The following is a 21,233-nucleotide window of genomic DNA, read 5'->3' on the forward strand; positions in this document are numbered from 1 at the left end:
GTGTCGCGCGAAGCGTAAAAAAGGACACTTTTTATGAAAATTTTGCAATTACTCACGCTGTCATTGGCAACGCTATTGTTGAGCGCCTGCGTTACTGTCTATGAAGAAACCCAAAGCGAGGCATTACAAGCCAACGCCGAGGTCAGCGAAATCATGAATTTTGCGCATCCCGAGCCGCGCCACTTTGTTGGGGGGCAACCGAAGAAAAACGAAGTTGCAGAACTCGCCGATGCCGGTGTGGATATGATTATTAACTTACGCAGCCATGCTGAAATGAACGGAATTCATGAAGCCGAATGGGCCACTGAGAATCACCTCGCATATTACCATATTCCGGTTGCAGGCGCCGACGATCTGACCAAAGAGAACGTCTTACTGTTCCATCAGAATTTGTGGCTGAACGAAGAACAAGCCATCTACATGCACTGTGCCAGTGGTAACCGCGTGGGCGCTATGATGGCACTGCGCGCTGCATGGCATCAGGGTGCCAGCACCGAAGAGGCTTTGGCCATCGGCGAACGCTATGGCATGACTGACCTGCGCAAGCGTGTCGAAGAGCTGCTCAGCGAATAATTTTATGCTAGAATGCGCGCGCAATTTTTGACCTCGGATTTGCGATCCGAACCGCCAAAAGAAGGAAGTAACATGTATATTTGCGCCGCACTCTACAAGTTTGTGGAATTTAACGATTTTGAAGCCTTTCGCGAGCCGCTGTACGATTGCATGGTTGCCCAGGGCGTCAAAGGCACCTTGCTACTTGCTCGCGAGGGCATTAACGGCACCATTTGTGGCACCCGCGAAGGCATCGATACCGTGCTTGCCTTTATTCGCAGCCGCGACGAATTCAGCGATATCGAACACAAAGAATCACCGAGCGATACCCAAGCCTTCTATCGCACCAAAGTGAAGCTAAAAAAAGAAATCGTTACCATGGGCATCGATTGGGTCGACCCGAAAAACGTGGTCGGCACCTACGTTGAGCCCAAAGATTGGAACGACTTGATTCGCGACCCTGAAGTCCTGCTGATTGATACCCGTAATGATTACGAATATGCAGTCGGTACTTTCGAAGGTGCGATCAATCCCAAGACCGACAGTTTCCGTGAATTTCCGCAGTACGTGAAAGACCACCTCGACCCTGCCAAGCATAAAAAAGTAGCGATGTTTTGCACCGGCGGCATTCGTTGCGAAAAATCCACTGCTTACTTAAAGTCGATTGGTTTCGACGAGGTGTATCACTTAAAAGGCGGCATCTTGAAGTATTTAGAAGAGGTGCCAGCAACGGATACCACCTGGAACGGTGATTGTTTCGTCTTTGACCAGCGCGTAACAGTGCGCCACGGCCTTGAGCAAGGCGATTATGATCAGTGCTATGCCTGTCGCATGCCGATTACGGAAGCAGAAAAAGCCTCTGCACACTATCAAAAAGGTGTTAGCTGTCCGCACTGCTTTGATAAGACCACTCCAGAGCAAAAGCAACGCTTTGCCGAGCGTGAAAAGCAAATCCAACTCGCCAAGCAACGTGGCGAGCAACATATTCGCGACGGTAAGCTCGAAGAAAAATCGATGTAGGCAATCGCTAACATAAACTTCTTGTTGTGGCTTGAAAACGTCTATACTGACCCATAGGTTTTACTATAGACATCAAGTTTTTAAGCTCACAACAAGGAGTATGTAATGCAACAGCTAAATGTTATTGGTCTTGACCAACACCACGCTGAAAAGCTTGCCGAGAAACTCAACGAGCTTCTCGCCAATTACCAAATCTTCTACATGAACGTGCGCGGTTTCCACTGGAACATCAAAGGCAAAGAGTTCTTTGAGTTGCACGCAAAATTTGAAGAAACCTACAACGACTTGTTACTCAAGGTCGACGAAATTGCTGAGCGTATTTTGACCTTGGGCCAGCGCCCACTGCATGCCTATTCGGTGTATATCAAGAGCAGCCAGATTGAAGAGGTCAAAGACGTACGTGACGGCAAAGCCTGCGTCCGTGAGGTCCTAGATAGCTACCGCGTCACCATCCGCTTGCAACGCGAATTACTCGAACTTGCCGGGGACGCTGGTGATGAAGGTACTTCTGCCTTGATGAGCGATTACATTAAAGAGCAGGAAAAAACTGCTTGGATGTTAACGTCTTACCTGGGCACCTAACAATTCATTGTATTCGCACAAGATTTTGCTAAGCTGAAATTGGAAGTTAACCTCAAAACAAGAAAGAAAAGGACCGTTTCATGAATAAAGTGATTGGCATTATTCTTTTAGTCGTAGGGATTATCTTGCTGTATTTCGGTTACGAGGCGTATAACTCCGTCGCATCTGAAGCAAGCCAAGCGTTAACCGGTGAAACTACCGACAATGCGATGTGGTATTTGATCGGCGGTGCCATTGCTGTGGTCGTTGGTCTGTACGGCATTATTCGCGGTAAATAGAGCGTTCAATGAATAAGGCCGTGCGACATCTAGTGTCGCACGGCCTTTTTTTATACGTTGGAAAGACTAGTCTTGTTGCACGTTCGGCAGGGTCAGTGCGCGAAAGCCTGCGATTAAACCCAGCACAATCAACACCACCATCACCATCTCAACCCCAGCGAAGCTATCCACCACACCAAGCAAAATACCAAGTAACAGCACGAGACCAATCACTGTATTGGACACTGCGGTAAACTGTGCGCGATTTTCTTGTGTCGCCATGTCGACCAAGTAAGTTTTGCGCCCCACGCGAGCACCTTGGTGGGCAACCGCAGCCAAAAAGATAAGTAAACCTGCCAGCCATTGCTGTGCCAGTAAATCGTCACTCATGGTAAAGCACAACAAAGCGCCAGCCATAACCGCAACCGCCATAAAAGCTGCCGCTGCCATCACATGATGACTGGCCGAATCGGACCATTTGCCCCAAAAGCGTCCAGCCAGCATGCCAGCGATGCCGTTCGCTAACATCATTCCACCTAAGCTGGTGAGACTACCTTCACCACTACGTTGAATCATCACCACAATATACGGAATAGCAAAAGCCGATGACACCAGCAGGGCGCGCGTCAGCACAAAACTACCGAATTGTTTGTCTTGCCACAACAAGCGCAATGATTTCAACGCTTCAATCATCGCGTTGCCACCACCTTCGGTTGCGCCGGGTACCTCAGGTACTTGCGCATAAGTGACTGCAGCGGCAAACCACAAAATGGCAGCAAACCCGAGCAAACCGGTAAAGATCAGAACATTACCCTCGCTGGCCGCTTGACCGAGAAATTGCGGTGCAAAAATTACCACCAGTGCAGTCAGCACCGACAGCAGCCCAGCCACCGATGCGGCAATACCCGATAAGCGCCCGCGCCGGGTTTTAGAAATGGTCTTTCCTTGCACATCTTTAATCGCCACCGAGCACACACCGCGGGCCGTGCTGAAAACTGTCAACAGAATGACAATCGCCCAACCGAGCGCCGCGTCGCGCAGCGCTAACACGCTAAAGAGCATGCCAACCAATGCCAGCGATTGACCCAGTGAACCGGCAACCCAAAACCATTTACGTATCGGCGTTTCGCGTAGCTGCTGCGCAATAATTAACTGTGGCAGTAACGCCAATGATTCGCGCAACGGTACCAAGGCACTGATAAAGGCCGATGGCGCACCCAAAGATGACAAAATCCACGGCAGCACCAACCGCGCGCTGACCAAGGAGTCACCTAACTTGGTCATACTCAGCGCGAGTAAATGCGCAATAAAAGCTTTTGGCTGATCATTACAGGCCGCGTCGGGAATATCCTTACAGACCCGTGCGTCTTCGTCCTCGGCTAAATAGCCATAGACTTTTTCGGTCAGGTTTTGTTGCTGGGTCGAATCACTCATAGTTCACTTCCTTATTCGCTGATGCGCTGCAAATGATGATGCAACTCGTACCATAGCTGATTCATCACTGCGACCAGCTCCATCCAATGCGCCAAGGTGTCGTACTGCAAGGTAAAACCTGCGGCAGCTTCATAGGCGTTTAGAAAGGCTTTTTGTTGCGGGCGTTCTAGGTCATTCGCTGCAATGGTATTGGCAAGGTCAAAATAGCGCTCGCCCATGCCTGCGTATTCCCAATCAATGACTTTCGGCGTCGGTGCCAAGAACACGTGATGCAGTGCCAAATCGTTGTGGCAAAACACCGGGTGCGCGGCAAAACTGTCGAGTAACTTGCGAAACTTTTGCAGCCGCGCCTGAAATTGCGCGGCATGTTCGGCATCAAACTCGGCCAATTGATCGCAGTAGCGCTGTAACCGTTCGCGTAACGACCAAACCGCCACCTCAACCGGCAATCGATGAATGTGCGCAGATAGATCTGCCAGCGTCTGTAACTTCACCGTCATGGCGACATCGGCGTGCGCCAGATCGGGCTCTTCAAGATAACTTTGCAACACCAAGCCCTGCACTGCATCGTAGTGCAACACTTGCGGTGCCAGCTGCTGCGCCGCTAACTGTTGTTGCACGCGCACTTCTTGGTCACGATCAAGTCCGTAAGGATGGTCGAAACGAAACTGTTTCAGGATGTAGGTTTGCTGAGTGGTGACGATTTTATAGACATTATTAGCAACCCCGCGCAAGAGCGGCTCGGTTTTAATAACCCCGTGAATGGGCAGACTTTCTAACCACTGCTGCTGCATTGTTGCTCCTGTGCTGATGCTCCATGCGCGCCAACGCGCCATTGCCACATTGCGTACACGACCAGACCTAAATATACGCCATAAAGTCCGCCGGTGATCACAAAACCTTTGCTGCTATAAAGGTACACATAAATGGCATCGATCACTAGCCAGTACCACCAGTTGGCGAATTGCTTGCGTGTTAGTAGCCAGGTTGCGAACAGCGAATAAACGGTGGTGTAGCTATCGAGCCAGACCGCATCGGCATCGGTAAAGGTTTGTAGCGTCCACGCCAAAGCAGCAGCCAGCAAGGCTAACACCACACACCACAGCACATGAAAGCGCCAACTCAAGGCACTGACCTGTTGCGCGTCGATCTGTGCCTTACCGTAACGCCATTGCCACCAACCATAGCCGGCAAGCAGCACATAAATGACCTGTAACCCGGCTTCCATGTACAACTTGGCACCAAACATCAGCTGCGTGTAAATCACACAGCTGATGCCCGCCGCAAGCCAGCACCACAACGATTGGTGTGCCGCCAACACCAGATAGCCGATGGCCAACACCACCGCAGTCCACTCTAACCAAGAAGTCGCAAGGATTTGTTCAACCAGTTGTTGTAGCCACGGATTCATGGGTGCTTCCTTTGCTCTGGCAGCTGCTTAAAAGTGGTAGTTGGCAGTGAAACCGAAGCGACGTGGTTCACCAAACTGTTCATAAGTTTCTGGCACATACTCTTTGCGTGGGTCATTGCCAAAGTAGAAGCCACGAATACCGTAATTTTCGTCGGTTAAGTTACGCGCCCACAACGACAACCGCCACGCACCCAGTTGCCAACGAACATTGGCATGGAGGACTTGCATCGAATCAGCGCGACTCATGTGCGAATCAGAATAATAGAAGCCGTCTTTACCATCCGTTTCGAGCGTCAGTTGCAGATTTTCCAGCAACTGCCAACGCACACCCGCATTGTATTGATAATTCGGTGCATGGGCTTGCTCTCGACCACTCATATCGACGCCGTCTTCAGTGACGAAACCATCGATTTCAGTTTCCAACCAGCCAACGCTAGCAAAGGTTTCCACTGCTTCGTTGACGCGGTAAGTGACTTCAAGCTCCGCACCGTAGGCATTGCCTTCGGCCGCATTCTGCAGATAGCCGACAAAGCTTTGATCGCGGTTGACCCAACCTTTAAGTTGAACATCATCACGCTGTTGCACAAAAACCGCGGCTTGCAGCGCCAAACGCTGATCGGCACTGACCACTTTATGTCCTAACTCCAAGCTGGTGAGCAACTCTGGCGCAAAAGTCGCGCGTGCCAATAAATAGTCGCGCAAGTCCGTCAAACTCGCATCTTGAGCCTTACCCAAGGCCTCACCGTTGACGCCACCGGCTTTATAACCGCGCGCCAGGGTCAGGTACCAAAGCTGATCGACCTCGGGCAAATAACTTAAGCTCAAGCGCCCACCCCACATCGTATCGGTCGGGTTCTCCCGTACCTGATTCGAGTCAGTGTAACCATTATCATAGCGCTCAAAGCGCGCGCCGGCGGTCAGTTGCCAAGCAGGATTCAAATGATGGGTCAGTTCACCATAAATAGCGCGATGCTCGCTCAAGTAGTCACTGGTAAAGACATCTTGTTGGTCAATATCCCAGTTATAGAAATCGCGACGCAAGGTTTCGTCACGATCGTAAATATAAATACCGGCCAACCAATCGGTTTCACGTTGCGCCAACATAAGTGGTTGCTGACTGACAATCCGTAATTCGATGGTTTGGTCGTCGCGCTCACGCTCATATGCATCAAAGGAGCTGTATTCCCAACCCGGTGCGATACCGACATAGCTCCAGTCTTCATCGTAGCTGTAGACACTGTCCGCCGTCAGCGTGCTCAAGCTCAGCTCGACCTCAGCAGCCTGCCAACCACTATAAGTGAGTGCTAACCGACCGGCGCGACTACGTAAATCGTCTTCACCAGGTTCATCCGATAAAGTTGTACGGTCATTATCCAGCGAGAACGCATCATAGCCATTGTCGTGGCGCAAAGCATGAAAAGTCGTTCGCAGTGACCAATCCGGTGCTAAATCGGTGAACAAATTCACACGTAGATTGCGCTCTGAACGACTGTTGGTGTCGTCACGCTGCAGATAAGTATTCTCAATGAAGCCATCGTCACGTTGCTGGTAGACGCTGATACGCCCCCGTCCCAACGCACCTAACTCGGCGCCGGCGGCAAAGCCACCGCGTACACCGCCGTAATTAGCGACGCCTAATTGCCATTGCCCTTGGGCTTCCGTGCCGGGCTGGGTACTCTCAAGTACCAACATACCGGCCATCCCATGGGCACCAAAACGACCACTTTGCGGCCCGCGATACACTTCGACTTGGCTAATATCAAATAGCTGCGCAGCTTGTGCCAAACCACTGTAATTAATGCCGTCGATGAGCAACCCAACCGAGGGCTGGATCGGGTCCACAAACTGGCTGCGCTCGCCCACCCCACGAATTTGAATAAAACGTGCGCGCGAGCTACCACCAGAAAAGTTCACATTGGCCATGGCATTAAGCATGCTTTCAAGGTGCACCGCACCCCGTTGACCAAAGCGCTCGGCCACTAAAGCGGTGACGCTGGTGGGTGCTTCTTGCACGGTCATGTGGCGAAAGTCACCTTGAATGGTGATGCGTTCGATGGATTGATTAGCGTCGTCGGTGGATTGCGCCAACGCAGGCGAACTGCAAAGGGTGGTGGTCGCGGCAAGCGCGCTCAATAAAGAAAGATTGCGAATCATGGATTATTTCCTCAACTTCTGGTTCAGAAACAATCCGGTCGGGTAAGAGATCTGGATGAACTAAGTTCGTTACCATTCCTACGCCAGTATTAACCGGATCAGGTGCAAAGGGTTCGCTCATAGCATCTCAGCCACACCGTTAAATACGGGGGCACCCCTTGGTAATGCGCTGCAAAGTATAACAGCGTGCTTAAATGAAGGCTAGCGCGTCGCCATAGAGTTGCGCCAATGGTAAACCGCGGGCGTGAAAGTCATCACGGACCACGCGTACCATCTCAAAACGTCCCGCTACATAGACATCGGCTTCTGCCAAGTCCGTTTGTTCTAACATCACTGCTTGGTGTACTAGGCCAATCGCACCATGCCATTGCGCATCGGCCTCTTCGACCACTGGACGGTAGTGAAAATGCTCATACTGCTTACTTAAGGCTTGCAGCTTAGCATCGTAGTACAAATCTGCAGGTTTACGCCCACCCCAATACAAGGTGACCGGGCGCTCAGGTTGCATGCGCAAGTGCGCTTGAAGAATCGACCAAGTGTAGGAGAACCCTGTGCCACCTGCGATGAGGATCATGGCCCGCTCACTGTTCGGACGGTACTGTGCGCTACCGAGTGGGGCTTCCACCCATAACTCGCGTTGTTGTTGCAACCGCTCAATGACTTCCATGGCGTAGGGATTGTCCGGCGTTGCACCGATGTGCAGTTCCACCGTATCTGTTTTCGATGGACAAGAAGCGATGGAAAACGGGCGCTTATCGCGCTCCCCCATGACCACTTGTAAGTACTGTCCGGCACTAAACTCAATCGCTTCTGGCAACTGCAACACCACGCGATACACCTGTGGTGTCAAATTTTCGAGCTCTGCCAACTGCGCTAATAATTGTTTCATTAATCCAAGAATCCTTAATCCAAAATGCCTAATTCGTCCCACATCGCATCGACTTTTGCCTTCACTTCGTCGGCCATCACAATAGGCACACCCCACTCACGTTCGGTTTCACCCGGCCATTTATTGGTCGCATCCATGCCCATTTTTGAGCCGAGCCCAGACACTGGTGAGGCGAAATCTAAGTAATCAATCGGCGTGTTCTCAACCAACACCGTATCACGAGCGGGGTCCATTCGCGTGGTCATCGCCCAGATGACGTCTTGCCAATCACGCGCATTGACGTCATCGTCGCAGACAATCACGAATTTGGTGTACATAAATTGCCGCAAAAACGACCACACCCCCATCATCACCCGCTTTGCATGTCCGGCGTACTGCTTCTTCATGGTCACCACGGCAACGCGATAGGAACAACCTTCCGGCGGCAGATAAAAATCGACAATTTCTGGAAATTGTTTTTGCAATAACGGCACGAACACTTCGTTCAGCGCGACACCTAATACGGCAGGTTCATCAGGTGGTCGCCCGGTGTAAGTTGAATGATAAATTGGTTGCCGCCGCTGCGTGACATGCGTCACAGTAAAGACCGGAAACTCATCGACTTCGTTGTAATAGCCGGTGTGATCACCGTAAGGTCCTTCAGGCGCCATTTCCCCCGGTGCGATGTAACCTTCCAAAATGATTTCGGCATGCGCGGGCACTTGTAAGTCATTGCTCACACATTTAACCACTTCGGTCTTACCATCACGCAGCAAACCGGCAAAAGCGTACTCTGACAAACTATCTGGCACTGGTGTTACGGCACCAAGAATGGTGGCGGGATCAGCGCCCAAGGCCACCGCAACCGGGAAGTTCTCACCCGGGTGCTGGCGCTGCCATTCCTGAAAGTCTAGCGCGCCACCACGGTGCGACAGCCAACGCATGATGACTTTATTCTTACCGAGCAGTTGCTGCCGATAAATGCCCAAATTCTGGCGCTCTTTATGCGGCCCTTTGGTCACCGTAAGCCCCCAGGTAATGAGCGGTGCAACGTCGCCGGGCCAGCAGTGTTGAATCGGCAATTGGGTCAAATCCACTTGCTCAGCGCTGAGCACCACCTCTTGGCACGGCGCTTTTTTAAGTTGCTTAGGCGACATTGAGAGGACTTTTTTGTACACCGGCAACAAGTTTAAGGCATCACGAAAGCCTTTCGGTGGCTCTGGCTCCTTCAGAAACGCCAGTAATTTGCCGACATCGCGCAACGCTTCGACTGATTCTTGCCCCATGCCCAGCGCAACCCGCTCTGGGGTACCAAATAAATTGGCGAGCACCGGTACGCTATGGCCTTTAACATTTTCGAACAACAACGCAGGCCCGCCCGCTTTCAGCGTGCGATCAGAGATTTCCGTCATTTCTAGATAGGGGTCGACCTCGACCTGAATGCGTTTTAAGTCACCACGCTGTTCAAGGAGCGCGATAAAGTCTCGCAAGTCTTGATATTTCACTGCTGCCTCGGCTTTTCAGTTTTTTTCTATTATACGGAGTTTCACGGTGGTTTTCAGTGCTTTCAAAGTACGCTAGGCTAAAGCCACTGTTGTCACAAGGATGCTGTTCCATGCCCACCATCAGCTTTACCCTTATCGCTTGTTTCACTGCACTTTTGGTGCTGGTGAGTGTTGTGCCATGGTCTTCCCGCACCCATTGGTTAATTCGAATCTGGGACTTCCCACGCCTGCAATTAACGGTCGTTGCCCTGCTATTGCTGCTGGCCAGCGCCTACTGGCTACCCTTAACAGCGGGCAGCACTTGGCTGTTGGTTACGTTACAACTCGCGGCTTGCGCGTGGCACCTCTGGTGGATATTTCCATACACGCCACTGGCCGCACGCACAGTGCCGCGCTACAAGCGCAAGCGTGACGAAAGCACAGTCTGCGAACACCTACGCATTCTTACCGTCAACGTGCTACAACCCAATCGCAACGCTATCGAGCTGGTTCGCACTATCAACCGCGAACGCCCCGACATTATTGTCGCCGTTGAAACTAACGACTGGTGGCAACAGCAGCTCACCGATATCGAAGATGACTTGCCTCACGTCGTCCGCGTGCCACAGAACAACCTATACGGCATGATGCTGTATTCAGTTTGGCCACTGGAAAATATTTCGGTCGAAAATGTGATTGAGGATAATGTGCCGTCGATTCATGTCGACGTACAAATGCCGGGAGGGCGTGTCGTCAAGCTCCATTGCGTGCATCCCGCGCCGCCGAGTCCAACCGAAAACGAAAAGTCCAAGCCCCGCGATCGCGAGCTGCTGACCATTGCCAAGCGTGCGGCAAAAGAGCAGGGACCCGTCGTTGTCACCGGTGACCTAAACGATGTTGCTTGGTCGCCTACGACCCGCGAATTTTTGCACATCAGTCGATTGCTCGATCCGCGCATGGGCCGTGGCTTCTTTAATACGTTTCACACCCAACTACCATTTTTGCGCTGGCCGCTCGACCACCTGTTTCACAGCAACCACTTTATGTTGGTGGAAATGAAGCGCCTGCCTAAGTTTGGCTCTGACCATTTTCCGCTGCTGATCGAGCTGGCATTGAAAAAGGAGTGATGCGTGTCAGCAGGTGAGATCCATCTTGGCTTTGCACCCGTTATACTCAATCGAGCCAATCGTACAATCGAAACCGGAGCCGCCGATGCGTTATTTAGCCGCCGCATGCTTGTTGTTATTCACGCTAGTCCATACAGCGCATGCAGAACCCTTAGAATTCCAGCAAGTGCGTAGTGCGACAGCCAAGATTACCTATGGCGAAGTGACTTTTCTTATTGATCCGATGCTTGCTAAGCGAGGAGCTTACGATGGCTTCCGTGGCTTTCACAATGATCATTTGCGCAATCCACTTATCGACCTGCCGATGTCAATCGAAGCCGTATTAGCGGATGTTGATGCCGTGATAGTCACCCACACGCACTCCGATCATTGGGATAGTGTGGCGCAGCAGCAAATTCCGAAAGATATGCCGATATTTGTACAAAATGAGGCTGATGCGAACAAACTGGCAGCGCAAGGTTTCACCCAGATCGAACGATTAGAGGGCACAGTAACTTTTCAGGGAGTAGAACTTCGCAAAATCGGCGGTCAACATGGAACTGACCTGCTTTATGCAATGCCGGCTCTAGCCCGCGGTCTTGGTGAGGTTATGGGCGTTATTTTTTCGACTGCCAATGCTCCAACGCTGTATTTAGCAGGTGACACTATTTGGCGCCCAGAGGTGACAGCCGCTATCACTACCTTTGAGCCACAAGTCATCGTGCTCAATACCGGCGCTGGAAAACTACAGGGATTTGCTGACAACCCTATACTCATGGGCAAAGAGGATACCGCTGTTGCCGCACAACTTGCGCCCAACGCTGCGATTGTCGCCGTTCACATGGATGCATTGCACCACATGACCGTCACCCGTGACGATTTACGACATTACATTATTGAACGAGAGCTAACCCATCGTATTTTAGTTCCAGACGATGGCGAACGATTGCTATTTGGTGATTCACTCGAATAAAAATGCCGCATTCCGGTTAAGGACAATGCGGCATTCTCCAGTCAGTTTGACTACAACTGGTCGTTAAGACTTTTGACGCTTCATCGCATCAAAGAACTCGTCGTTGGTTTTGGTCATTGATAGTTTATCAATGAGGAATTCCATGGCTTCGGTTTCATCCATTGGATGCACGATTTTGCGCAAGATCCACATTTTTTGGAGCTCTTCTTGCGAGACCATAAGCTCTTCGCGACGGGTACCTGAGCGATTGTAATCAATTGCTGGGAATACACGCTTTTCAGCAATTTTTCGATTGAGGTGGAGTTCCATGTTACCGGTACCTTTAAACTCTTCGTAAATGACTTCGTCCATTTTCGAACCGGTATCAATCAGCGCGGTAGCGATAATAGTTAAACTGCCGCCTTCTTCAACATTACGCGCAGCACCAAAGAAACGCTTCGGCTTGTGCAATGCGTTGGCGTCGACACCACCGGTCAATACCTTGCCTGAGCTTGGAATGACGGTGTTGTAGGCGCGTGCTAAGCGGGTGATCGAGTCGAGCAAAATCACCACGTCTTTTTTGTGTTCAACTAAACGCTTCGCTTTTTCGATGACCATTTCAGCAACTTGCACGTGGCGGCTGGCTGGCTCATCAAAGGTCGAGGCGACAACTTCACCTTTGACCAAGCGCGTCATTTCGGTAACTTCTTCTGGGCGCTCGTCGATCAGCAGTACCATCAGCACGCAATCGGGATGATTCGCGGCAATCGACTGCGCGATATTCTGTAGCAATAAGGTTTTACCCGCTTTTGGCGGTGCCACGATAAGTCCGCGTTGACCTTTACCAATTGGCGCAGCTAAGTCGAGCACACGCGCGGTGATATCTTCGGTCGAACCATTGCCACGCTCCATGCGCAAACGTTCTTCGGCATGCAGTGGCGTAAGGTTTTCAAAAAGGATTTTATTGCGAGAGTTTTCTGGTTTGTCAAAGTTGACTTCACGGATCTTGAGGAGGGCAAAATAACGTTCGCCTTCTTTCGGCGGTCGGATTTTGCCAGCGACCGTATCACCGGTGCGCAAGTTGAAGCGTCGAATTTGGCTAGGGGATACGTAAATATCATCCGGACCGGCCAAAAACGATGAATCGGCTGAGCGCAAGAAACCAAAACCATCTTGCAATATCTCTAGGACACCGTCGCCATAGATATCTTCGCCACTTTTCGCGTGCGCTTTAAGTATCGCAAAAATAATGTCTTGTTTGCGGGTTCGGGCCATGGCTTCAAGGCCCATGGTCTCTGCGAGCTGTACCAGCTCGTTAACTGGTTTGTTTTTTAATTCTGTTAGATTCATATGAGGGGTATGACTTTAGTGTCCAAAGAAACAAAGGTTTATGTGTTCATTAATAGCTTTAGGGATTGCTATCGGGCTGCCGAAAGGCTTGGCAACTTGAAGAAATATGGTGAAAAAGTAACACCTAAATCGAAAAACGTCTAGTTTTTTGCGGCAAATTTGCCCAGAAAGGCCAAAAACTTGCCGAAAATCACATTCCGGCAAGTCATTGGGCGACGCTCTTTAGATGTTCTGGTCGATGAACTCGGCCAGTTGTGCTTTCGACAACGCACCTACTTTAGTGCCTGCGATTTCACCGTTTTTGAACAGCAATAACGTTGGAATGCCACGAATTGCGTATTTCTTCGGGGTTTCGCTGTTGTGGTCGACGTTCAGTTTACCAATCGTGATGCGGTCACCGTACTCGTTGGCGATATCGTCGAGGATTGGCGCGATCATTTTGCATGGTCCACACCACTCGGCCCAGAAATCGACCAGTACCGGTTTATCAGAATTGAGTACATCTGACTCAAAAGTATCATCACTTAGCTGAACAATTTTATCACTCATGGTAATCTCCGCTGCTGAATTCGCGTGAAATAATAAAACACTATTATTTCTGTTTTTGAATGTTAGCGCAAACTGGTATGCTTACGCTATGAGTAAAACACACCTTACAGAGACACGCTTCGCCGATCTCGACCTGCATCCGCAGGTATTAACTGCTTTAAACAAGGCGGGCTTTGAATATTGCACGCCAATCCAAGCTTTAAGTTTACCGATTGCCCTGCAAGGCCAAGATGTTGCGGGCCAGGCGCAAACCGGCACAGGGAAGACAATGGCCTTCCTGATTGCCGTGTTTACGACCTTGCTCAACAAACCGCGGAGCGGTGACTCGCGCTATCCGCGCGCTATCATCATGGCTCCTACGCGAGAACTTGCTATCCAGATCGCCAACGATGCAGAATTACTTGCCTCTGAGTGTGATATGCGTCTCGGTATTATCTATGGGGGCGAGGGCTACGAAAGTCAACGGCAAAAGCTTGAAGATGGCGTCGATATTTTGATTGGCACCACCGGCCGCCTGATTGATTATTACAAGCAAGGCATTTATCAACTCGACAAAATTGATGTCGTCGTGCTTGATGAAGCCGATCGTATGTTTGACTTGGGCTTTATCAAAGATATTCGTTACATGTTCAACAAAATGCCATCGGCCAAACAACGCCAAAGCATGTTGTTCTCGGCTACCTTGTCGCAACGCGTACAAGAGTTAGCTTATGACCATATGAACTCGCCGACCAAAGTTGAAGTCGAGCCGACGCAGAAAACCGGTATTCGCATCAGTGAAGAGCTGTTTTATCCGTCAAAGCAAGACAAAATGAAGTTATTGCTGACCCTGATTGAAGAAGATTGGCCAGAAAAAGCCATTATCTTCGCTAACACCAAGCATGTTTGTGAAAAGCTGTACGAATGGCTCGCCGCAGATGGCCATCGTGTCGGTTTACTTACCGGTGATGTCGCACAGCGTAAGCGCTTAAAGATCCTCGAAGAGTTTACCGAAGGCAGTCTCGACTTCTTGGTGGCGACCGACGTCGCCGCACGTGGCCTGCATATTCCTGAAGTCAGCCACGTATATAACTACGACTTACCAGATGACTTCGAAGATTATGTGCACCGCATTGGTCGTACCGGACGCGCTGGTGCCAGTGGTAAAGCAATTAATATGGCGTGTGAAGAATACGTCTACAATTTGCCCGCCATCGAAGAGTATATCGGTCACAGTATCCCGGTCACTAAGTACGACCCAGATGCCTTGTTGACCGACATTCGTGCACCGCGTCCAAGTGGTCGCCGTCGCACTCGAGGCGGACGCCGCGGTGGCAGCGGTGGTGGTAATCAGCGACGTGGCGGTCAGCAACGCGCGTCGGGTTCGAAGCGTTCGAATTAATGGCTCCAAGCACGCGCATCGCCGCTATTGATTTGGGCTCCAACAGTTTCCACCTGTTGATTGCTCGGGCGACGACGCGCGGTTATCGGATTTTGACGCGACAGCGACAAAAAGTCCGTCTTGCCGACGGCCTTAACGCCGACCACTATGTTGATGACGCCGCGCTCGAACGCGGCGTTACTTGTTTAGCCAGCTTTGCCGAACTCCTCCAGCAATACCAACCTATTCAAGTTCGCTGTGTCGCCACGGCGACGCTGCGTCTTGCTAGCAATCGCAAACAACTGTTAAAGCGTTTCGAACAAGCGCTTGGGTATCCTATCGATGTTATCTCGGGTAGCACCGAAGCCAATCTGATCTACCAAGGTGCAACGGCCGAACTGAAAACTGCAGCGCCCATGTTAGTGCTGGATATTGGTGGTGCCAGTACCGAAGTGATCGCAGGGGTAGGCACCGAGCCACATGTCTTGAAAAGTCTCAATATGGGCTGTGTGGTCTGGCAAAACCGTTATTTTGCCGATGGGAGTATCACTGCGGAGCGATTTGCAGCAGCTACAGCGGCCGCTAGAGCCTTTATCGAGCCGCTGGCAGCAACTTACAAGGCCCATGGTTGGCAACAGGTCTGTGGTGCTTCTGGGACCTTTCGTGCGTTGCAGGATTATGCCCGTGAACGACAACACCAGGGTGCAATTGATGCGGCGATGATTCGACAATGCCAAGCGGCAGCGATTGCTGTGGGCTCGCGCGATAAGCTCGCGACTATTGGTATTCGTGACGATCGGATTGCGGTGTTTTGTGGCGGCTTAGCGATTTTGCTGGCGTTGTTAGACAGTCTAGCGATTGCCGAGATTGACCTCGCACAGGGCGCTCTGCGCGAGGGTTTGGTTCATGCGATGTTAGATGAGCGTAAACGCAGCTTAAGCTAGCCTTGCTGCTGCAAGCGTTGCGCCGCAAACTTGGCGAAATAGGTCAAAATACCATCAGCACCAGCTCGCTTGAAGCTCAGTAAGCTTTCGAAAATCACCTCTTCACTCAGCCAACCATTGGCAATTGCCGCTTGCAACATGGCGTATTCACCGCTGACTTGGTAGGCGAAGGTCGGCACCTTGAAGGTGTCTTTTACCCGTCGCACGATATCTAAATAGGGCATACCTGGCTTAACCATCACCATGTCAGCGCCCTCGTCGAGATCAAGCGCTACCTCATGCAATGCTTCATCGCTATTGGCTGGGTCCATTTGATAGGTTTTTTTATTGCCACCTTTGAGGTTGCCAGCTGAACCGACCGCATCACGGAACGGACCGTAAAATGCTGAAGCGTACTTCGCCGAATAAGCCATGATCTGCACATTCACGTAACCATGCTCTTCCAGTGCGACACGAATTTCGGCAATGCGACCGTCCATCATATCGGACGGTGCCACCACATCAGCACCCGCCGCTGCGTGCGACAAAGCTTGCTTGACCAGTGCCTCGGTGGTGATGTCGTTTTGCACATAACCATCGTCATCCAAAATGCCGTCTTGACCATGGGTGGTAAACGGGTCGAGCGCCACGTCGGTGATGACGCCCAGTTCTGGTACGGCGGCTTTGATGGTGCGCACCGCACGCTGCGCCAGACCTTCGGGGTCCCAAGCGGCGTCAGCCGTCAACGACTTATCCGCGGCTGGGGTCACCGGGAACAACGCCACGGCAGGAATCCCCAAAGCAGCGATTTCACGACATTCCTCGACCAGCAGATCAATCGATAAGCGTTCGACCCCGGGCATTGAAGCAACGGCTTCACGTTGCTGCTCACCAGGCAATACGAACACTGGATAAATGAAATCGGCAGGGGTTAAATGATTTTCAGCCACCATGCGGCGGCTGAAATCGTGGCGCCGCAGGCGACGCATGCGGCGGAAAGGAAACTGACTGACGTTATACATCTACGGCTTTTCACTCGCTTCGTTCAGCGTACGGGCGATACGAATCTGATCGCGACCCGCATTTTTCGCTTGATATAGGGCGTTATCGGCAGCCTCTAGCAGCTGCTTGCTCGAGGTGTGGCCTGGCAGCGTATTCAATAGCGCCATACCAACACTGACCGTAAGTTTAACCGCTCCGCGCTCGGTTTTGAATTCGTGCGTACGAATTGCATCGGTAACGGTTAGCACTTTATCGTGACAGCCAAGCTCTTGCGCACCAGGCATCAGCACTACGAATTCCTCACCACCATAGCGATAAATACGATCACCAGCGCGACGGAAGTTCACGCGCAGCACCCGCGATAGCTCAACCAGAATTTCATCACCAACTTGATGGCCATAACGGTCATTGATGTCTTTGAAGTGATCAATATCGATCATGACCACCGCAATATCATAGCCCGTGCGGCGCGCACGGCGTACTTCTAATGGCAAGTCCTCGTCGAGCATACCGCGGTTGTAAAGCTTAGTAAGGCGGTCTTCGTTGCTCTTCACTTCTAATTTTTGGTTCATTTCTTTGAGCTTGCGCATGACTTTTTCAAGCTCGCCGGTACGCTGCTTCACTTTGACTTCTAAGCGTGCATTTGCGCGCTGTTCGGCAGCCAACCGCTCGCGACGGTCTTCGCTGTAGCGAATCGCTAGCACTAAACTCAGTAACATGACCTCGATAGCAGAGCCGATCATTATCAAATAGCGCTGCACAAAGAACGATTCGAGAAAGCCCAAATAACCAATCGCGTTGACGATAATTGCGAGTAACAATGCACTCAGAGCAATGGTGTAGACCCGCGCATAATTGAGCCCCTGCCGCCACAGCATAATGCCGGTAAAAATAAGGAAGGAGCTGGCTACAATCGCAACGATCAGCACAATCGAGATCATCGTCGAATAAGGTAAGAAGATGGATGCTACAAACAATAGGCCAGCTATCACCATAATGGCTTGCAAGCCTCGGTGCAGTAATGGGCTGCGTGTTTCGGTTTGCAAAATTTTACTCGCCACCAAACTCGCCAGCACAAAGACTAAGGCGCCGAATAAATTGATCGCCTTCTCTTGTAGCCACGGGAACCACGACCACAAGTACTGATATCCGGTACCATCGAGTGATGCCATTAGCAAACCAATCGCAATAATGTAGCCACTGTATATCGCAAAGCGATAATCGCGGGTCGTCAGATAGGTAAAGAAGTTATACGCCATCATGCATAGCAACAAACCAAAATACATGCCGGTGACCATATTGATGGCTTGCTCGTTACCCGCAAGCTCACTAGGTTGCCAAACTGAAATCGGCACCCGCATGGAACTCGTGGTTTCAACGCGCATAAACACAGTCACCGCCTCTTGGCTGGCGACCGGAATCATAAAATTGCGATTATTGATAGGGCGCTCAGAAAACTCAAACTGATCACCGCTGCGCACTTGCTCAATCACCTCACCACTTTGTACGAAATAGGTGTCGATGCGATCGAGGAGCGGATATGGCAAATGAAGTACGCGGTCGAAGTTGACCTCCGGCAGTTCGAACTGAAACCAATAGACATCGTCGGTGTAACCAAATGAAGCGTTACTGCCACTCAAGACCCGCCACTCAGTACGTGGTTTATCAACTAAGTTGCTAACGGTCTGATTGCCCGTACCATCGACGTGATAATAGATTGGCGGCATCGACTCTTGTGCCTGTACCGCTGGCACCATGAAGGCAAAGCACACAGCTAAGGTTACTACCCAACGCATCAACATAGTTGTCATTCTGATATTCCAAAAAATTCGTGGCTGTTTCGCCAAGTTTGTTCCGCTAGTGTTTGCATGCTGACACCGCGTAATTCGGCAACGACACGGGCCACTTCCGGTAGCCAACAAGGTTCGTTAAATTTGGGGCGGGGTTTGAGGGTTCGCGGCAGCAGAAACGGTGCATCGGTTTCTAGCAGCAAACGCTCGCTCGGAATAGTGGATACAGCCTCACGTAAAGCGCCCCCACGCCGCTCGTCGCATATCCAACCTGTCACTCCGATATAACAGCCTAACTTTAGATACTCTTTCAGCTCTTGGCAACCACCGGTAAAGCAATGTGCTAATTTTCTTGGTATTTTTTCGTCAAATTTTTGTAACAACATTTGTTGTTGGGTAAATGCATCGCGTTCATGTAGGTACACCGGCAGTTGTAGTTCAGCCGCGACCTCTAATTGTTGCTCGAATACGCGTAGTTGCACGTCGGGAGGGGAATAGTTGCGATTAAAATCGAGCCCACACTCACCGATGGCCACCACGGCCGGGTGTTGAGCGTAAGTTGCTAATCGTTGCTGCAGGTCGTTTGGGGCGGCACTGGCATCATGCGGATGAACACCAGCCGTTACTTTCAATTGTGGGTAACGCTCGGCAAGAACAAGCGCTTGTTCGGTATCGTTAAGATTACAGGCGATCACTAATAGCTTGGTGACACCCTGCTCGGCAGCGCGTTCAAGATAATAAAGGGGATCAGCATGTAAGCGGGCGTTGGTGAGGTTGACGCCCGCATCAAACCACTGCAATCGGTTACTCATCTACACGACGTACACGAATACGTCGATTTTCGCCCACACGGCCTAAGAAGAAACTATTAAACACGCCGCGCTCAATGTAGTAATCGCCGTCTAAAGGTAGTGGCGTGGTGCGACTGTCGACCTGTTCCCACTTCTGACCATTTTTCAGGGTGATTTCCCATTTGCCATAATAGTTACGTTGCGCGTCCGCTAACTCGACATAGATTTTATCTGGGCGGTTATCGGTGGGATCTTCACGATGCTCACGGCCGAATTCTTGCTCAGGTGATGCCGATTGCGCACGCGAATTTACCGGTCCCGCACTGCGTTCAGCGGGTGCTTCACCAGCTGCGATTTTGTCGTAACAAACCAAGCGCTGAAGTGGATTTTCAATGGTGGCGCATTTCGCCAACTGTTGTGCCGTCGAGTCTTGCGCAAGCGCGTTTGGAGCCCACAAAGCTGCCAATGAAATACAACCGACAACACTCCCCAAACCTAACAATTTCATCATCTTAAGTGATTCCTACTTCAATTTTTTAGTCACTCTCGGGGGCAGCCGAGGGTGGTTTATGTTGATATAGACTAGCAATCAATAGACCAAGTTCAAATAGCAGCCACATTGGTATCGCTAATAATGTCTGCGATATCACGTCCGGCGGTGTCAGTACCATGCCCACGGCAAACGCACCGACAATGACATAAGGACGCTTAGCACGCAAGGATGTGACCGAGGTGACGCCGGTCCAGCACAGCAAAATAATCGCAACTGGCGTTTCGAATGCGATACCGAACGCCATAAAAATCGCCAAAACAAAGTCGAGATAGCTGGCGATGTCAGTGGCAACTGTCACTCCTTCAGGCGCTGCATTTGCCAAAAAGTTCAATGCTAAAGGTAACACAACAAAATAGGCAAAGGCGATGCCGGCGTAAAACAGCAGTGAACTCGACACCATTAACGGTACCACAAGACGTTTTTCGCGCTGATACAAACCGGGCGCGATAAAGGCCCACATTTGCCAAAGTAAGACCGGAACAGCTAGCGCGATACTCACCACCAATGCCAGTTTGAAAGGCGTGAAGAACGGCGTTGCTACGTCGGTCGCTATCAGCGTACTGCCCTGCGGCAAACTCGCAATCATGGGAGCCGCAAGCCAGCTATAGAGGTCATCAGCGAAAAATGCTAGCACTGAGAATATCGCCAGCACCACAATGACGCCAATCAGTAAACGGCGGCGCAGTTCCAGCAAATGATCGAGTAATGGCGACTGACTCATGATGAAGATTCTGGCGGGTCGCTTGGCGGCTTCGCGTCGCCGTCGCTGGTTTTTGCCTGCTCAGGCTTTGCTTCGGGCTTTGCGTAAGGACGTTGTACAGCGGCGGCGGCGTTACGCAGCTCCGCCATCGAACGTTGCAGCTCGGGCGAAAGCTTATCGACATCAAGTTGCTCGGCTTTACGCAAATGCTCATGCAGCTCTTTGATACGGAGCTCGTGGTTGAGCTCGGCTTGTACCGAACTACCAAAGGTTTTGATCTTCTGGATGCCACGTTGTAAGCCGCGGAGTGCGCTAGGCAGACGTTCAGGGCCCAACACTAGCAGGCCAATAATCGCTACGAAAGCAAGCTCCCAGAAGCCGATATCAAACATACG

22 protein-coding genes and 1 riboswitch are annotated in these 21,233 nt (G+C 51.1%); of the genes, 8 read left to right on the forward strand and 14 right to left on the reverse strand.

Annotated elements, in window-relative coordinates:
• Window positions 1-33: 33 nt before the first annotated feature.
• The 4 genes from ACJ8W9_RS10075 (at window position 34) to ACJ8W9_RS10090 (ending at window position 2,432) form a co-directional block, all read left to right on the forward strand.
• A complete protein-coding gene (locus tag ACJ8W9_RS10075; RefSeq protein ID WP_411359551.1) occupies window positions 34-573 on the forward strand; it encodes a fused DSP-PTPase phosphatase/NAD kinase-like protein in 540 nt (179 codons plus the stop codon).
• Window positions 574-645: 72 nt separating this feature from the next.
• The gene (locus ACJ8W9_RS10080; RefSeq protein ID WP_411359550.1) at window positions 646-1,572 is read left to right on the forward strand and encodes a rhodanese-related sulfurtransferase; all 927 of its coding nucleotides are present in this window, start codon (window positions 646-648) and stop codon (window positions 1,570-1,572) included.
• A gap of 105 nt (window positions 1,573-1,677) precedes the next feature.
• Entirely contained in the window at window positions 1,678-2,154 is a 477-nt protein-coding gene (locus ACJ8W9_RS10085) for a Dps family protein (protein WP_411360989.1), read from the forward strand.
• 80 nt (window positions 2,155-2,234) lie between these two features.
• Window positions 2,235-2,432, forward strand: a complete 198-nt coding sequence (locus ACJ8W9_RS10090; protein ID WP_411359548.1) for a DUF3185 family protein — start codon at window positions 2,235-2,237, stop codon at window positions 2,430-2,432.
• Between the two features lie 66 nt (window positions 2,433-2,498).
• On the opposite strand, the gene ACJ8W9_RS10095 is transcribed toward ACJ8W9_RS10090, so the two are convergent.
• The 6 genes from ACJ8W9_RS10095 to ubiD form a co-directional block, all read right to left on the reverse strand.
• The gene (locus ACJ8W9_RS10095; RefSeq protein WP_411359547.1) at window positions 2,499-3,845 is read right to left on the reverse strand and encodes an MFS transporter permease; all 1,347 of its coding nucleotides are present in this window, start codon (window positions 3,843-3,845) and stop codon (window positions 2,499-2,501) included.
• An 11-nt stretch (window positions 3,846-3,856) separates the two neighbouring features.
• Entirely contained in the window at window positions 3,857-4,639 is a 783-nt protein-coding gene (locus tag ACJ8W9_RS10100) for a phosphotransferase (RefSeq protein WP_411359546.1), read from the reverse strand.
• Window positions 4,621-5,256, reverse strand: a complete 636-nt coding sequence (pnuC, locus tag ACJ8W9_RS10105) for a nicotinamide riboside transporter PnuC (protein WP_411360990.1) — start codon at window positions 5,254-5,256, stop codon at window positions 4,621-4,623. The genes ACJ8W9_RS10100 and pnuC overlap by 19 nt, the downstream gene beginning before the upstream one ends.
• A 27-nt stretch (window positions 5,257-5,283) precedes the next feature.
• On the reverse strand, window positions 5,284-7,410 hold the full coding sequence (locus tag ACJ8W9_RS10110) for a TonB-dependent receptor (RefSeq protein WP_411360992.1): 2,127 nt from the start codon (window positions 7,408-7,410) through the stop codon (window positions 5,284-5,286).
• A gap of 58 nt (window positions 7,411-7,468) precedes the next feature.
• Window positions 7,469-7,579, reverse strand: a riboswitch (TPP riboswitch).
• Window positions 7,580-7,600: 21 nt separating this feature from the next.
• Window positions 7,601-8,299, reverse strand: a complete 699-nt coding sequence (gene fre, locus ACJ8W9_RS10115) for an NAD(P)H-flavin reductase (protein ID WP_411360993.1) — start codon at window positions 8,297-8,299, stop codon at window positions 7,601-7,603.
• Window positions 8,300-8,313: 14 nt separating this feature from the next.
• Complete coding sequence (gene ubiD / locus ACJ8W9_RS10120) at window positions 8,314-9,783, reverse strand: 4-hydroxy-3-polyprenylbenzoate decarboxylase (protein WP_411359542.1); 1,470 nt, start codon at window positions 9,781-9,783, stop codon at window positions 8,314-8,316.
• Between the two features lie 110 nt (window positions 9,784-9,893).
• Between ubiD and ACJ8W9_RS10125 the strand changes: the two genes are divergently transcribed.
• Window positions 9,894-10,889, forward strand: a complete 996-nt coding sequence (locus ACJ8W9_RS10125) for an endonuclease/exonuclease/phosphatase family protein (RefSeq protein WP_411359541.1) — start codon at window positions 9,894-9,896, stop codon at window positions 10,887-10,889.
• An 85-nt stretch (window positions 10,890-10,974) separates the two neighbouring features.
• Window positions 10,975-11,841, forward strand: coding sequence for an MBL fold metallo-hydrolase (locus ACJ8W9_RS10130; protein WP_411360994.1), 867 nt, complete (start codon window positions 10,975-10,977; stop codon window positions 11,839-11,841).
• A gap of 63 nt (window positions 11,842-11,904) precedes the next feature.
• Here ACJ8W9_RS10130 and rho read toward each other — a convergent pair whose 3' ends face one another.
• The gene (gene rho, locus ACJ8W9_RS10135) at window positions 11,905-13,170 is read right to left on the reverse strand and encodes a transcription termination factor Rho (RefSeq protein WP_411360995.1); all 1,266 of its coding nucleotides are present in this window, start codon (window positions 13,168-13,170) and stop codon (window positions 11,905-11,907) included.
• Between the two features lie 222 nt (window positions 13,171-13,392).
• Window positions 13,393-13,719, reverse strand: coding sequence for a thioredoxin TrxA (gene trxA, locus ACJ8W9_RS10140; protein ID WP_034730749.1), 327 nt, complete (start codon window positions 13,717-13,719; stop codon window positions 13,393-13,395).
• Between the two features lie 88 nt (window positions 13,720-13,807).
• On the opposite strand from trxA, the gene rhlB reads away from it, so the two are divergent.
• Together rhlB and ACJ8W9_RS10150 are read left to right on the forward strand one after the other, a co-directional pair.
• Window positions 13,808-15,100: an ATP-dependent RNA helicase RhlB gene (rhlB, locus tag ACJ8W9_RS10145; protein WP_411359539.1), complete on the forward strand. Its 1,293-nt coding sequence runs from the start codon at window positions 13,808-13,810 to the stop codon at window positions 15,098-15,100.
• Window positions 15,100-16,023: a Ppx/GppA family phosphatase gene (locus ACJ8W9_RS10150; protein WP_411359538.1), complete on the forward strand. Its 924-nt coding sequence runs from the start codon at window positions 15,100-15,102 to the stop codon at window positions 16,021-16,023. Before rhlB ends, ACJ8W9_RS10150 begins: the two co-directional genes overlap by 1 nt.
• Here the strand turns inward: ACJ8W9_RS10150 and hemB are convergent.
• The 6 genes from hemB to tatB are packed head-to-tail and all read right to left on the reverse strand — an operon-like array spanning window position 16,020 to window position 21,230.
• Complete coding sequence (gene hemB / locus ACJ8W9_RS10155) at window positions 16,020-17,024, reverse strand: porphobilinogen synthase (protein WP_411360996.1); 1,005 nt, start codon at window positions 17,022-17,024, stop codon at window positions 16,020-16,022. The genes ACJ8W9_RS10150 and hemB overlap by 4 nt on opposite strands.
• A complete protein-coding gene (locus ACJ8W9_RS10160) occupies window positions 17,025-18,815 on the reverse strand; it encodes a diguanylate cyclase (protein WP_411359536.1) in 1,791 nt (596 codons plus the stop codon). It lies immediately after the preceding gene.
• Window positions 18,812-19,606, reverse strand: coding sequence for a TatD family hydrolase (locus ACJ8W9_RS10165; protein WP_411360997.1), 795 nt, complete (start codon window positions 19,604-19,606; stop codon window positions 18,812-18,814). The genes ACJ8W9_RS10160 and ACJ8W9_RS10165 overlap by 4 nt, the downstream gene beginning before the upstream one ends.
• A complete protein-coding gene (locus ACJ8W9_RS10170; RefSeq protein ID WP_411360998.1) occupies window positions 19,599-20,096 on the reverse strand; it encodes a hypothetical protein in 498 nt (165 codons plus the stop codon). The genes ACJ8W9_RS10165 and ACJ8W9_RS10170 overlap by 8 nt, the downstream gene beginning before the upstream one ends.
• Window positions 20,097-20,121: 25 nt before the next feature.
• Window positions 20,122-20,868 (reverse strand): twin-arginine translocase subunit TatC, encoded by a 747-nt coding sequence (gene tatC / locus ACJ8W9_RS10175; protein ID WP_413694489.1) that lies wholly within the window; start codon window positions 20,866-20,868, stop codon window positions 20,122-20,124.
• Complete coding sequence (gene tatB, locus ACJ8W9_RS10180) at window positions 20,856-21,230, reverse strand: Sec-independent protein translocase protein TatB (protein ID WP_411359533.1); 375 nt, start codon at window positions 21,228-21,230, stop codon at window positions 20,856-20,858. Before tatB ends, tatC begins: the two co-directional genes overlap by 13 nt.
• Between the last annotated feature and the right edge of the window lie 3 nt (window positions 21,231-21,233).

Source organism: Pseudidiomarina salilacus (assembly GCF_047323925.1).
Taxonomy (GTDB): domain Bacteria; phylum Pseudomonadota; class Gammaproteobacteria; order Enterobacterales; family Alteromonadaceae; genus Pseudidiomarina; species Pseudidiomarina salilacus.

Coding starts and splice junctions, on each gene's coding strand:
- ACJ8W9_RS10110 (WP_411360992.1), bottom strand. CDS start 7,410: ATGATTCGCAATCTTTCTTTATTGAGCGCGCTTGCCGCGACCACCACC.
- ACJ8W9_RS10090 (WP_411359548.1), top strand. CDS start 2,235: ATGAATAAAGTGATTGGCATTATTCTTTTAGTCGTAGGGATTATCTTG.
- tatB (WP_411359533.1), bottom strand. CDS start 21,230: ATGTTTGATATCGGCTTCTGGGAGCTTGCTTTCGTAGCGATTATTGGC.
- pnuC (WP_411360990.1), bottom strand. CDS start 5,256: ATGAATCCGTGGCTACAACAACTGGTTGAACAAATCCTTGCGACTTCT.
- ACJ8W9_RS10095 (WP_411359547.1), bottom strand. CDS start 3,845: ATGAGTGATTCGACCCAGCAACAAAACCTGACCGAAAAAGTCTATGGC.
- ACJ8W9_RS10125 (WP_411359541.1), top strand. CDS start 9,894: ATGCCCACCATCAGCTTTACCCTTATCGCTTGTTTCACTGCACTTTTG.
- ACJ8W9_RS10085 (WP_411360989.1), top strand. CDS start 1,678: ATGCAACAGCTAAATGTTATTGGTCTTGACCAACACCACGCTGAAAAG.
- rhlB (WP_411359539.1), top strand. CDS start 13,808: ATGAGTAAAACACACCTTACAGAGACACGCTTCGCCGATCTCGACCTG.
- ACJ8W9_RS10100 (WP_411359546.1), bottom strand. CDS start 4,639: ATGCAGCAGCAGTGGTTAGAAAGTCTGCCCATTCACGGGGTTATTAAA.
- ACJ8W9_RS10150 (WP_411359538.1), top strand. CDS start 15,100: ATGGCTCCAAGCACGCGCATCGCCGCTATTGATTTGGGCTCCAACAGT.
- ACJ8W9_RS10080 (WP_411359550.1), top strand. CDS start 646: ATGTATATTTGCGCCGCACTCTACAAGTTTGTGGAATTTAACGATTTT.
- ACJ8W9_RS10165 (WP_411360997.1), bottom strand. CDS start 19,606: ATGAGTAACCGATTGCAGTGGTTTGATGCGGGCGTCAACCTCACCAAC.
- hemB (WP_411360996.1), bottom strand. CDS start 17,024: ATGTATAACGTCAGTCAGTTTCCTTTCCGCCGCATGCGTCGCCTGCGG.
- ACJ8W9_RS10160 (WP_411359536.1), bottom strand. CDS start 18,815: ATGACAACTATGTTGATGCGTTGGGTAGTAACCTTAGCTGTGTGCTTT.
- rho (WP_411360995.1), bottom strand. CDS start 13,170: ATGAATCTAACAGAATTAAAAAACAAACCAGTTAACGAGCTGGTACAG.
- ACJ8W9_RS10170 (WP_411360998.1), bottom strand. CDS start 20,096: ATGATGAAATTGTTAGGTTTGGGGAGTGTTGTCGGTTGTATTTCATTG.
- ACJ8W9_RS10130 (WP_411360994.1), top strand. CDS start 10,975: ATGCGTTATTTAGCCGCCGCATGCTTGTTGTTATTCACGCTAGTCCAT.
- fre (WP_411360993.1), bottom strand. CDS start 8,299: ATGAAACAATTATTAGCGCAGTTGGCAGAGCTCGAAAATTTGACACCA.
- ACJ8W9_RS10075 (WP_411359551.1), top strand. CDS start 34: ATGAAAATTTTGCAATTACTCACGCTGTCATTGGCAACGCTATTGTTG.
- trxA (WP_034730749.1), bottom strand. CDS start 13,719: ATGAGTGATAAAATTGTTCAGCTAAGTGATGATACTTTTGAGTCAGAT.